Origin of the sequence: Flammeovirga sp. EKP202, from assembly GCF_014534745.1 — a bacterium.
In the GTDB taxonomy this organism is placed as follows: Bacteria; Bacteroidota; Bacteroidia; order Cytophagales; family Flammeovirgaceae; genus Flammeovirga.
In genome coordinates, this window is record NZ_JACVVP010000050.1 from 19,472 (window position 1) to 34,260 (window position 14,789).

General features: G+C 36.7%; 3 protein-coding genes. All 3 read left to right on the forward strand.

The genetic code is table 11. The features are described 5' to 3' along the window. The first annotated feature begins 989 nt into the window (after positions 1-989). Genes IC221_RS23095 through IC221_RS23105 form a run of 3 tightly spaced genes read left to right on the forward strand, consistent with a single transcriptional unit; the run spans position 990 to position 14,788 of the window. Complete coding sequence (locus IC221_RS23095; RefSeq protein WP_188171213.1) at positions 990-4,109, forward strand: TonB-dependent receptor; 3,120 nt, start codon at positions 990-992, stop codon at positions 4,107-4,109. 11 nt (positions 4,110-4,120) lie between these two features. Then, positions 4,121-5,767: a RagB/SusD family nutrient uptake outer membrane protein gene (locus IC221_RS23100; protein WP_188171214.1), complete on the forward strand. Its 1,647-nt coding sequence runs from the start codon at positions 4,121-4,123 to the stop codon at positions 5,765-5,767. Positions 5,768-5,812: 45 nt separating this feature from the next. After that, entirely contained in the window at positions 5,813-14,788 is an 8,976-nt protein-coding gene (locus IC221_RS23105; protein ID WP_188171215.1) for a laminin G domain-containing protein, read from the forward strand. Position 14,789 lies beyond the last annotated feature (1 nt).

Here is a 14,789-nt window from a genome sequence, read left to right on the forward strand (position 1 = left end):
ACCCTATCACTTTTACTTTATCACTATTATTTCAACTAGAGCGGTTCAACACCTTTTTTAGTTTAAATAGTATTTTGAAAACTCTTCATATTAAACATATTTTATAGATACATTAGCCTAACTTTATTTTATATTCATACTCTTACAATACATGCTGTCATCAGTCTAAATCATCATGCAAGAGAAAATTATATTTTTAAAAAAATAGGTGTAAAGCGAGTTCTTTACACCTATATTAAGGTAGTCACATCTAAACCTGTTTACAATTTAGTTGTTAAAATAAATCAGTCGAATTATAAGGCATAAACACCACAACGTTGTGATATACCATCACTTTTACTTTAATTATATGATAAATGTGAATTCGTTTTAGTCTTTGTTAATTGCTATTTTAATTACACAATCTAAAGGTCGTTTTTTTGTTTAACATTGTTAAGAACATAACAGTCAAATACTGTTACTTTTTGTTTTGTGACTTATTTTGAACAGTTATTGGCTGATTTGTACAATTTTTTATGCTTAAAAGGAGTAAATAGTTGTTTTTTGTCAAATATTGTTGGCTAATTTATTTCAAATAAAATTTGAGGGCGATTTTATATTTTTATAATAAAACGGTCTTTATTGTAATAATAGGCTACTCAATATAATGGATAAGTACAATTATTGTGTCACTTGTTCTCAAAAATGTTAAACTAAGTTTGCGAATTTTTATAGCATTTTTTGTCTGGGCAAAGCGAGTTTAAAATCTCTCTTTTATAATAGTGCAATTTGATATTTCAAAATATACACCCCAATACAAAATATTTGTATTAGAAACAGTGTGATAAAATCATTTGAATATTTTATATTAACGTTTTCAATTCTTTCATGGGCTTGAAAGAATAAATATATATTTCATTCAAACAAACATTTACCAAGTACTTTTTTCAACTACACTCTTTGTAGACTAAATGCTCTTCTTGTGAGTTCTTCTCTAAATTGAAGTAATTATGATAACTAACATCAAAGTAGGTAAACTATTCTTTTTCATATTATTTTATCTGTTCGTTATTAAAACTGTCTCTGCTCAAATTACGATTGATGGAACCGTAAAAGGAGAAGGAGGAGTATCGATTCCTGGTGTCAATATCAAGGTAAAGGGAGCACCCGAAGGAACAATATCTGGTTTTGATGGAAAATATAAAATTAAAGTGACGAATAGTAAAGACGTTCTGATCTATTCGTTCATTGGTTATAAAACACAAGAAATTCAGGTTGGAAACCAAACTACAATTAATGTACAGCTGCTTACTGACAATACCACATTGGAGGAAGTGGAAGTCGTAGCGATTGGGTATGGTGCAAAAGTCAAAAAGAAAGATCTTACCGGAGCTGTAGGTTCGGTACATGGTGAGGAAATCACTAAAAGTAAGGCGACTTCTTTTATGGAAGCAATGCAAGGAAGAGCCTCCGGAGTACAAATAGTCTCTCAATCGGGAGAACCGGGAGCAGGAGTGAATATAAATATCAGAGGAAAAAACTCCTTGAGTATGAACTCTCAACCATTGTATGTAGTGGATGGCGTACAGATTGAAGTCAACGATGGAGAAGTGGCTTCGGGTGATTTCGGTTCGACCCAATCTTACAATCCTTTGTCATCCATTAACCCAAGTGATATACTTTCAGTTGAAGTGTTGAAAGATGCATCTGCAACCGCAATTTATGGATCGAGGGGAGCAAATGGTGTTATGATCATCACTACCAAAAAAGGGCAAGAGGGTAAGTTTAATATCAATTTAGATGTATCACATGGCGTATCACATGCCTCCAAAAGGCTGAATGTTTTAGATGGAAATACTTATGCTGCTATGCGTTTTGAACGGAATCCTAATTCCACTTTATACGGAGAAGAGATTGATGGAATAAGAGTGCCGAGAACATTTCCCGACTCCATGATGGTCAATTGGCAAGATGAGGCATTTGTTCAAGCTCCTATTCAAAATTATAATATCTCTTTTAATGGAGGAGGAAAAGGATTTAATTATGCTTCCTCCTTTTCTTATTTAGACCAACAAGGAATTATTAAAGGGACAGGGTATGATAGAATTACAGGGCGTATTAATGTTCATCAAAAAGCCAATAAATCCGTGCAGTTAGGAGGGAATCTCCAATTTTCAAATTCCAATAATAATGGAGCCGCACTGAATGGAGGGAACGGTGATTTTAATGGAATCACACAAGCGATCGTTCTCTTAAATCCCATTTTAATTGACCCTAGTTTAGATCTTGAAGGATATGAAACGGGTGGCTTAACTTCTCCTTATACTATGCTGACCGATGCCTACAAAAACGTGGAAATGAACCGCTTTTTAGCCACGGCTTACATGCAACTGAATTTCACAAAGAAATTACGTTTAAGAGCGACTGTCGGTACCAATAGAGTACTCTCTGAAGGAAGGGAATTTTATGGTAAAAATACGAGTTGGGGTAGAGTGGCGAATGGAAAGGGAATCATAAGAAATAACAATGCAGCCTCTACTTTTCTCAGAAATATACTGACTTACAATAATAATTTTAGAAGGAAACATAACGTCAATGCACAAGCGGCATTTGATATAGAACAATACGAATTTAAAAGTAGCTTAATCAAAACTTCTGGCTATGTCAATGAAGTGGTAGGTGTAGATGACTTAGGTTTTGCCCAAAATGTAGAAACGCCGTATTCCAATAGACAAGTCAATACGAGAATGTCCGCTTTAGGAAGATTAAATTATACGTTCAATAAAAAATATCTTTTTACACTTTCTTATAGAGCAGACGGATCTTCAAAATTCTTGAATCATAAGTGGGGCTTTTTTCCTTCAGCAGCATTGGCTTGGCAATTGGGAGAGGAGGCATTTATGAAAAATATTAATACCGTTATCAGCACTGCCAAATTGAGAGTAAGTACAGGGGCAACAGGCAATGACCGTATTCCCACCGATGTCGCCTATAGTTATGCATCATCTGCAGACTATGGCAATGGAGGAACAATTGACAAAGGTTTTGCACCACTTTATGAGGCTTCTTCAGATCTCAAATGGGAAACAACTTGGCAGCATGACGTTGGGGTAGATTTGGGCTTTTTAGAAGATCGAATTAACATTACTGCAGATGTTTACTATAAGAAAACTTCAGATTTGTTGTTGTACGCTAATGTTACAGGTGTCAGTGGTCAAGCTAAGCAGTGGCAAAACATCGGTGCAGTGGAAAATAAAGGGCTTGAATTGTCTCTGAATACGATCAATATCGACAAGAAAAAATTCCAATGGAGTTCGAATATCAATATCACTTTTAACCAAAATAAAATATTGGACTTAGGTGGAGTTGATGAAATTCCTTTTCTTATTCCCGGAGGTTATATGACTGATATGGGAAGGTTGATTGTGGGCGAATCCATCGGTACAGCTTATGGTTATGTGTTTGATGGTGTTTATCAGACGGATGATTTTACTTCCGATGGAGCTTTAAAAGAAGGGGTGGTCAGTATGGCAGGAAGAAATGTTCAACCCGGAGATTTCAAATACAAAGATTTGGATGGTGATGGTGTGGTGAATTCCAGCAATGATAAAACAGTGATTTCCCAAAGTGTTCCCCAACATTATGGAGGTTTTTCAAATACTTTTAAGTACGGAGGATTTGACTTGAGCCTTCTTTTCCGATGGTCTTATGGAAATGATGTTTACAATGCAGGACGGTTTCGATATGAAGGTGGTTTAGGTGTACAACACATCAATAATGTGACGCAGGAATATTGGGAAAACAGATGGACGGAAGATAATGCGTCCAATACCCACGGAAAGCTAGGCAATGCAGGTGCAAAAGATATTTCGTCTTATTATGTGGAGGATGCTTCCTTTATTCGATTACAAAATATCTCATTGGGTTATACTTTTAGCGGTCCATTTTTGGAGACGATGAATGTAAAAAATATAAGGGTTTACGGGGTAGCTGATAACCTTTTTGTATGGACGGAGTATTCGGGTTATGATCCTGAAGTGAGTTTTAATAATACAGTCATGACGGGATTGGATAGAATTGGCTACCCAAGAGCAACCACAATCACTTTAGGCGTCAACGTAAATCTATAAAGCAGCAAACAATGAAACAGAAGATACTTATAAACGTCAATACCTTCACTTCATTCCTATTTGGATTTACATTTTTGTTGTGTATGACTTCATGTAATGATTTTTTAGAAGTGCCTCCAAAATCTAAAATTGACCCTGAGTTTTTAATTGTTGATTCATTGAGTGCAGAAACGGCTTTGACGGGAATTTACAATATTCTGAATGCGAGTGATGTAAATGGCGAAGGAAATGCGGCTACTTTCAGAAGAAACATGCTGTATTTATTGAATGGTGGAACGGATGAGACGGTGCCTAACTCCAATCAAGTTTTGTTTCAGCCTTATTTGACGTACACTTACAATGATTCAGACGTTATGGGGAGGGAAGCATGGCTTTTCTTTTATGCGGGAATCAAAAGAGCTAATTTCTTTTTAGCTAAAATTGAAGCTATAGAATTTGAGGGGGAGATAAGAAAGACAGAACAAATTGCAGAAGCACGATTTCTCAGAGGAATTTATTATCAATATCTAGCTTGGCTGTACGGAGGAGTTCCGATTATTAAATCTTCTAATGGAAGTGATGCTGATTCATTAAGTAGAGCGTCATTGGAAGAAGTGTATTCTCAAATTGAAGAAGATCTACTTTTTGCCTATCAAAATTTACCGCTTCAAAATGCTAAAGCGGGTAGAGCCGATAAATGGTCGGCGGCAGGGTACCTTTCTAAAATGTACTTGTACCTTGCTTCCGCAAAAGAAAACAATATTGATCGCTATCATTCTACGGAAATCAACACATTGGATTGGGTAGAAAGCGAGAGGTACTATCAAAAAGGGTATGAGATCAATTCAGCAATTATTGGTCAGAAACAGTTGGTAGAAAACTATATCCACTTGTTTAGGGCGGAAACCAATCAAGAAACGTATGGAGAAGTGTTGTTTGGAGTGGAAGCAACGAATAACCAAGATGTCATCATGATTTATGTGAATGGGTTCATTCCCCAAGGTAATATTAATACAAATGGAGGAGGGTATGGCATTGTTCGACCAAGCGTAGAATTAATCAATCAATACCATTCAAAAGACGGTCGTTTTCAAAACAACGTGACTGGCAATATCACAAATCAATCGACAAAAGAGAATTTCTTTGGAGTGGAATACTTTATGCCTACTCCAATTAATCCATCCAAAACCAATATCAGTGTGGGGAAATGGAGACAGCCAGTTCCGGGTTCTTATCCGCTTGAACCTTGGGCAAGCCCTTGCAATTTCCAATTGATACGATATGCAGATATTTTATTGATGCAGGCAGAATATGAAGTAAAGGTTAACGCTAATGAAACGATTGCTCGAAACTACCTGAGAGAGGTGAGAAGGAGAGCGGCAAACGGTGATGAACAACTAACCAATGAACTGACTTTTACTTATAAAAAGTATGATGTCATGGAAGAAATTAGAGCAGAACGTTCCCGTGAATTATGCTATGAGGGATGGAGAAAGCTGGACTTGATTCGATGGGGAATTATGGAAGAGACTATTAATGGTTTAACATTGGAAGGGAGTGGTTTTCAATCACAAATGCAGCTATTGAAAAGTAATTTCTCCACTTATAAAATTTGGCTGCCAATACCTTCCACGGAATTAATACTAAATACTAATCTGACTCAAAATTCGGGCTATTAAGCAAAGGGCTCGTTCTATTTTGACCAACTATTACAAGACATTTAAATGAAACTATTACAAAAATTTATAGGCATTTTGATTTTGTTAATTCCACTGAAAGGAATGGCACAAAGCGATCCTATTATTCAGCTATTATTTGATCAAGCTACGCCTAATAACACTGGAACGGAAACCAACATTATTTTTAACGATTTGGGTGGTTTCACTTATCAGCAATCGGATGAACAAAGGGCAGCTTTTGTGAATGTTGTGTCGAGTAATCAGGGAATTACATTCAAGACTTTAGAAGGCACAAATTATCCTATTGCTAATGGTAATGCTGCTCGATCATTTTCTTTTTGGATCAAACCTAAAGTACTTACAGGAACCCAAAGCCTCATTTATACGGGTGCTGGAAGTGGAACTATTTTTACATTGCAATTGACCAATCAAGGTAAAATTAAACTGGCTGATAATGGAGGGAACTGGGTGGCCGCACAAACTATATTGGAAGTGGATCAATGGGCTCATGTTACGGTTACTTTAAAAGAAGCGATAGGCATTCATGATGTTGAATTTTATATCAATGGAATGCCTACTACCGTAGGCACTAGTGGGACCAACAATATCATCAATACCAATACCGGTGTTTTTAAGATTTTTGGCACTTTGACAGCTGATATAGCAGACTTTAGGTACTATGATAAGCATTTAGATTTTGTCGAGGTATTTAATGTTTTTGGTCAAAAGGAACTACTGCTTGATGTAGTCACAAATGAATCAGTTTTGTCTGATAGAAGCTCTAACGATTATGCCTTTTCGGTGCTTTCCGGAGTACCTACTATCGGTTTTGATGATGTGGATTTGGGGAGTGTGCTATCTGCAGATGGTGCTGTAATTACAGCCTCAGGTTTTAGAGGAGTGGAAGGTGTAACGCCAAGAACAATCTTATTTTGGTACAAACAAAAAGAGGATGCTGGTACTACAGACAAACTAAGCTATTATGGGGCTGAAAATAATAAGTTTGATCTTCAGATTAGAAATAACAACTCTTTCAGATTCTATAATTTTTACAGTTCCGAACAAGGAGGTAGCTACTTAGCTGTCAATGAGGAGATCGACTTTTCAGTATGGAGGCACATCGCTATAATCACTAACGGGGAGACAGTTGATGATGTGAAAATATATATTGATGGAGTTGAAAAAGACATTGATCTAACAAATGCCACTGTAACAGCGATTAATACTACTTTGGCGGGTGATTTTAGAATTACAAATGCAACCCAAGGCTATTTTAATAGTTATAAAGTATACAAAGGAGCACTGTCAGAGGAAGAAGTAAAGGCTGATTTTGAAGAAGTTAAATTCAATCAAACCATCACTTTTGAGGCTCTTCCTACCGTTGATACACGAACAGAAAGCATTGAACTATCTGCTACAACAAGCTCTGGATTGGAGGTGACTTTTGAAAGTTCAAACCCTGATGTAGGGATAGTAGAGGGTTCAACATTGACAATAGTAGGAGCTGGAGAAACAGTGATAAAAGCATCCCAATTGGGGAATGATAGGTATAAAGAAGCCATTGAAGTCACAAGGGAACTCTTGGTTACTCAATATATTCCGGAGGTCGATCCTCTGCTTGATTTTTCTTTTTCAGAAGAGAATGAAGCTACATCATTTATCAATACAGGTGTACTTTCAGAAGTGAGTTTATTCGCTAATACATCAGGTGGAGCAGGAATCACTTTAGGTGCATTTGATGAAGATAAAGGTCAAGTGTTAGGTGTGAGTATGGAGCAAGGAACCGGAAGTCTTATTTTTAAAGAAAACGGAGGGAATTATTCGGGAGTAACCGGAACAGATGCAAGAACCTATTCCGCTTGGATTAAACCTAATGATTTGTCTGAGTTGAATACTATCTTTTATGCCGGTATTGAAGAAGGAGAGAAGACCTCTTTAAGTGTTCAAGTATTACCGACAGGTACTATAAAATTAGTTGCAGGAGGAAATATAGTTACAACCGAAGCGTATCATTTTATTGAAAATCAATGGAATCATATTGTGGTTTCTATCCCTAATGAAGCAATGTTGTCTGACATTCAGCTGTATATTAATGGAACGCTCGCCGAAACGGAGGTAACCAATGATCGTGTTTTAAATACAGCCCCTGCAACGTTTGCAATCGCCAATAAATTCTGGGGATTATTCAGTGATTTCAAATATTACGAACGAGCGATAAGTGAAGAGGAAGCAGTGGATTTATATGCTTCAACAATCTTTACTCATCGTATTAATTTCAATTTGCCAAGTACGTTGGCCGTTAGAGAAACGGTTGATTTTATGATCAGCACTTCCTCCAATTTGGAGGTTGAATATAGTATTTCAGACCCTACAAAAATAAAAATTGAAGAAGGGAAATTGACTGCTTTAGAAGAAGGTGAAGTGATCATTGAAGCGACTTCTTTTGGGGTAACTTCCTCTCATCAACTGACAATCACACCTTATATTCCAGAACAGGAACCGTTGTTGGATTTCGCTTTTTCAGAAAATGTTTATGACCCTACTTTTATCAATACAGGTGTACTTTCAGAAGTGAGTTTATTCGCTAATACATCAGGTGGAGCAGGAATCACTTTAGGTGCATTTGATGAAGATAAAGGTCAAGTGTTAGGTGTGAGTATGGAGCAAGGAACCGGAAGTCTTATTTTTAAAGAAAACGGAGGGAATTATTCGGGAGTAACCGGAACAGATGCAAGAACCTATTCCGCTTGGATTAAACCTAATGATTTGTCTGAGTTGAATACTATCTTTTATGCCGGTATTGAAGAAGGGGAGAAAACCCCTTTAAGTGTTCAAGTATTACCGACAGGTGCTGTAAAATTAGTTGCAGGAGGAAATATCATCACAACCGAAGCGTATCATTTTATTGAAAATCAATGGAATCACATTGTGGTTTCTATTCCTAATGAAGTGATGTTGTCTGACATTCAGATGTACATTAATGGAACGCTCGCCGAAACGGAGGTAACCAATGATCGTGTTTTAAATACAGCCCCTGCAACGTTTGCAATTGCCAATAAATTCTGGGGATTATTCAGTGATTTCAAATATTACGAACGAGCGATAAGTGAAGAGGAAGCAATCGATTTATATGCTTCAACAATCTTTACTCATCGTATTAATTTCAATTTGCCAAGTACGTTGGCCGTTAGAGAAACGGTTGATTTTATGATCAGCACTTCCTCCAATTTGGAGGTTGAATATAGTATTTCAGACCCTACAAAAATAAAAATTGAAGAAGGGAAATTGACTGCTTTAGAAGAAGGTGAAGTGATCATTGAAGCGACTTCTTTTGGGGTAACTTCCTCTCATCAACTGACAATCACACCTTATATTCCAGAACAGGAACCGTTGTTGGATTTCGCTTTTTCAGAAAATGTTTATGACCCTACTTTTATCAATACAGGTGTCCTTTCAGAAGTGAGTTTATCAGCCAATACATCAGGTGGAGCAGGAATCACTTTAGGTGCTTTCGATGAAGATAAAGGTCAAGTGTTGGGGGTGAGTATGGAGCAAGGAACCGGAAGTCTCATTTTTAAAAAAAATGGAGGAAATTATTCTGGAGTGACGGGAACAGATGCAAGAACCTATTCCGCTTGGATAAAACCTAATGATTTGTCTGAGTTTAATACTATCTTTTATGCCGGTATTGAAGAAGGAGAGAAGACCTCTTTAAGTGTTCAAGTATTACCGATAGGTGTTATAAAGTTAGTTGCTGGAGGAAATATAGTCACAACCGAAGAGTATCATTTTATTGAAAATCAATGGAATCATATTGTGGTTTCTATTCCTGATGAAGCGATGTTGTCTGACATTCAGCTATACATTAATGGAACACTCGCCGAAACGATTGTAACCAATGATCGCCTATTAAATACAGCCCCTGCAACGTTTGCAATCGCCAATAAATTCTGGGGATTATTTAGTGATTTCAAATATTACGAACGAGCGATAAGTGAAGAGGAAGCAATCGATTTGTATGCTTCGACGGTTTTCATGCATCGTATTAATTTCAATTTGCCAAGCACGTTGGCCGTTAGAGAAACGGTTGATTTTATGATCAGTACTTCTTCCAATTTAGAGGTTGAATATAGTATTTCGGATCCTACAAAAATAAAAATTGAGGAAGGAAACTTGACTGCTTTAGAAGAAGGTGAAGTGATCATTGAAGCGACTTCTTTTGGAGTAACCTCCTCTCATCAACTGACAATCACACCTTACATACCAGAAGAGGAACCGTTGTTGGATTTCGCTTTTTCAGAAAATGTATATGACCCCACTTTTATCAATACAGGTGTACTTTCAGAAGTGAGTTTATTCGCCAATGAATCAGGCGGAGCAGAGATTGCTTTAGGTGTTTTTGATGAAGATAAAGGTCAAGTGTTGGGTGTGAGTATGGAGCAAGGGACCGGAAGTCTTATTTTTAAAGAAAACGGAGGAAATTATTCGGGAGTAACCGGAACAGATGCAAGAACCTACTCCGTTTGGATTAAACCTAATGATTTATCTGAATTTAATACAATCTTTTATGCCGGTATCGACGAAGGAGAAAAGACCTCTTTAAGTGTTCAAGTATTACCGACAGGTACTATAAAATTAGTTGCTGGAGGAAATATCGTCACAACCGAAGCGTATCATTTTATTGAAAATCAATGGAATCATATTGTGGTTTCTATTCCTAATGAAGCGATGTTGTCTGACATTCAGCTATACATTAATGGAACGCTCGCCGAAACGGAGGTAACCAATGATCGTGTTTTAAATACAGCCCCTGCAACATTTGCAATTGCCAATAAATTCTGGGGATTATTCAGTGATTTCAAATATTACGAACGAGCGATAAGTGAAGAGGAAGCAATCAATTTATATGCTTCAACGGTTTTTATGCACCATATTGTTTTTGAAATGCCATCAGAGATTAATGTGGGAGAATCTATTGATATTAATGTGTCAACAAGCTCGAACTTACCTGTTGATTATTCAATCGATAAAGAAGAGGTTGCCTTTTTATTGGAAGGGCAACTAATGGGCATGATGGAAGGAGAGGTTATCTTAACGGCTTCTTCATTTGGAGTGGTGGAAGAGAAGGTAATTCTTGTAAAAGAAGCCATTAAGGAGATTGCCCCTGCGGAAGAACCAATTTTATGGTTTGCTTTCGATGAGGCACAAGGAGAAAACACTTTTACAAACCAAGGTTTGCTGAAAGAAGTCTCATTGGAGGTTGAAGTAGAAGAAGTAGCGATTGTACAGATTGGTGCCAATGATGAAGAAAGAGAGAATGTCTTGTTTACTGATATTCCAATTCAAAGTGGAAGTTTGATGTTTAAGGAAGGCGATACCAATTTTCCGGGTGTAGTAGGAACTGCAGCCCGAACTTACTCCATGTGGATCAAACCTACAGATTTAACAGAACAAAAAACACTTCTCTATCAGGGCATCACAATCGAAGAGGAAGAGGCTACAAATATTTCATTACAAGTGCTACCTACTGGTCAAGTCAAGTTTGTCGCTGGAGGAAATATTACGACCTCCGTTTATGATCAAATTCAAGAAAATCAGTGGAATCTCCTTCAAGTCGTGATAGAAGAGAATAGTACTTTAGAAGAGGTGAAAATTTACATTAATACAGACCTCGCCACAACTACTTTGTCAGGAAATAATAATCTTATCAATACAGGGGCAGCAACTTTTTCTTTAGCGAATAAATATACGGGTTATTATAGCGATTTTAGGCTTTATAATAGAGCTTTGGATGATGAAGAGATAAAATTTTTTATTCCGAAACAAGAGCAGTGGATTACTTTTCAACCTATTGAAGATAAGACTTATGGAGAACCTGAATTTCGATTAGAAGCCACTTCCACTTCTGGTTTGGAAGTTAGTTTTAAGTCGTCAGATGAAGGTATTATTCAGATTGATGGGAGCATTGCAAAGATTGTAGGATATGGAAAAGTAAGCATTACAGCAACACAATGGGGCGATTTGAATTACAACCCGGCAGCGCCAGTTTCTATACATTTTATTGTAGACATTGGGAAGTATAAGGAAAAACCTGAGCTACAAGTCAATTACCGATTTGATGAACCTGCTGATTTACCGGGAGACCCTTATGATTATTCGGATTACCATAGGACAGCAATTATGAGAGGTTCTTATTCCAAAGGTTATGTGGATCAAGAAAGAGGGGAAGTAATGAATTTTAAAGTGGGCACTTTAGAAATAGAAGATTACGAAGGGGTTTTAGGAAGTCAAAAACGTTCGATGACGACTTGGTTCAAAGCCAATGAAACAAAGCAATCTATTTTAACGAGCTATGGAGAGGCTGGAGCGGGACAGTTCAATATCGTTTATAGGGCCAATAATAAAATTAGAGTCTCTTTATTTTACAATAGTTATGAAGATGCGGATGGAAGTCCTGTTTATGAATCAAGTTATGTGGAGACGGAGAAAGCTTTTGATTTTATAAGTGAGTGGCATCACGTTGCAGTGGTCACTGAAGGAGAGACATTGAATGATATAAAAATATACATTGATGGTAAGCCTGAAAATGTAATTATTTCCCCATGGGAAGGATTTGAAAGTGTGAATACAGTAAAGGGGGCAAACTTCAAAGTAGCACTCAATGCTGACCTCAAGATGAGTGATTACAGGTGGTTTACAGGAGCACTTAATGCTCAAGAAGTGATAGATATTTTTGAAGGAAATAAAAGTGTAGAAGAGGAAATAGTAGTAGAGGACAGAGTCATGACGGGTGGGTTTGGAACTGCTTTTATTGAGATGTCTGACTTTTTTACAATTGAAAATCAGGGCTTAATTTATAATGTGACTTCTAGCAATATCAACGTTGTCAAAGCACAAGTAGAAGGATCAATTTTACTATTAAATGAAGTAGGAAATGGCGTTTCAGAAATTACGGTCGAAGTGTATTCAAATGAGTATGAACTTTTAGGAACACAAAAATTTAAAGTAACCATAAGCGGTTCATCAGAGGAGTCCCCCAGTGATACATTTACTTTCAGAGATTTACCTGAATTTTTTAGAAAAAAACGAAACAAACCACTCCTTTCATTCTCAACGGTTACTACCATTGATGTTGTAGATTTTGGAGCACAAGCAGATGATGATCGTAATGATTTTGAAGCAATCAATGAAGCTTTAAAAACTGCTGTAGCAGTCGCTTCAGCAGATAATCCTGTCAGAGTCAAATTTGGTAAGGGAACGTATGACCTCCTGCCTGAAAATGAAGAAGCAGTTCATCTTTTTAACCTCTCTGATCTGTCTCATATTATCCTTGATGGAACTGGTACAAAGATCAATATTTTATCCCCAACAGTAGGTTTTATTGCATTGAGAAACGCTCGCAATGTTGTAGTTCAAGGTTTTGAAGTAGACTATGAAATTTTACCTTTTGCTCAGGGAAAAGTAATCACAATTGCCGATGACCATATTGAAATTGAGATGGATAAAGGGTTCCCATCATTAATGGAATATTTTATGAAAAACGCCACTCAATCTTGGGGATATATAAGAAATGAAGAGGGCCTTATGAAAGAGGGGGTTGATAATTTGATTAAAACAGACCTCAATGGTTGGAATGCTTTGGGCAATTCTATTTACTCAATTACGATGTCTTCTTCTCAAATCGATAATTTTGAGATCGGTGATTATTTCATACAAATGGCTCGGAATAATGGGAAAACGATTACTAAAACAACGGAATGTAAAGATGTAACCTTCTTAAATATGACGATTTATGCGAGTCCCGCAGGAGCCTATAGTATGTCTAAAAATGAAGAAGTGAATTTGATCAATTGTCGAGTATTACTTAAAGAAGGTAGAGTACACAGTACAAATGCCGATGTGATTCATGTTGTAGGAAGTAAAGTGGGACCTTGGGTGCAGGGTTGTGTTTTTGAAGGATATGCAGATGATGCAGTCAATATGAAGCACGGTCGAGCCAATATTTTAGAAGTATTGAGTCCAATTGAATTGAAAGTAAATTCACAATTTGAGGTCGGGAATCATTTAGTGGCTTTTAATCCGAGAGAAGGAAAAGTGATAGAAAGAGTGACTATTCTCTCTATGAATGACAATGATGACGGTACTTATAACATCACACTTTCTAACCCTATCAATGTTCAAAAGACAGGAATACATCAAAGTGCAGATCATTTATACAATGAAGATTTTGCCACGGAATCCTTTATTTTTAGAGACAATATTTTTAGAAATGCGAGAAGATATGGAATGCTGATTCAAAGTGCATTTGGCGTTGTTGAAAACAATAGTTTTGAAGACCTTTCAACGGGTGGTATAGTAATGGAAAATGCAGTAGATTGGGGAGAAGGTTTCTTAGCACATGATATTCTGATTCAACAAAATATCTTTGCGAATTGTGGGTTTGATAAGACTTTTATTGAGGATGATTACGCTGCAACTATTAAAATGTTAGTCATGAAATTGGCCAAAGAAAACTGTAATGAAAATGATGAATGGTGTGGAACTTTGCCGGCAGATTGTGCTGCTCAAGGCTTGAAAAATATTTGGTTAAAACAAAATACAATCCATTACAATAAGGTGGGAATTTTGGCGAATTGCGTCGAGGAAGGGAGCATCATAGATAACCAAATCCTACACAATGAATATGATCCAACCTTAAAAGAAGGAGAAAAAGGAGAGGCCATGAATATTCTACAATCCACTTTTGATTTTAATGAAGTGTTGTCCATTGATAATGAATTTATTCATTCAGATTGGGAGGTGACTATTTCGAAAAAAGGCCTTCAGGTTCAATATAAGGGTGCAGGATTGCCTATTGCAAGCTTAACACTTTATGATGCAATGGCAAGACAACTATTGACCGCCAATATTAACCAACACCAATCCACAATTTCCACATCAACTTATAAAAACCAATTGTATATCATTCGAATTGTAGATCAAAAAGGAAATGTATTTACAAGGAAACTAATGTATTTATAAA

Bases quoted from the DNA above. Each gene is read 5' to 3' on its own strand.
- IC221_RS23095 (WP_188171213.1), top strand. From the start codon at position 990: ATGATAACTAACATCAAAGTAGGTAAACTATTCTTTTTCATATTATTT.
- IC221_RS23100 (WP_188171214.1), top strand. From the start codon at position 4,121: ATGAAACAGAAGATACTTATAAACGTCAATACCTTCACTTCATTCCTA.
- IC221_RS23105 (WP_188171215.1), top strand. From the start codon at position 5,813: ATGAAACTATTACAAAAATTTATAGGCATTTTGATTTTGTTAATTCCA.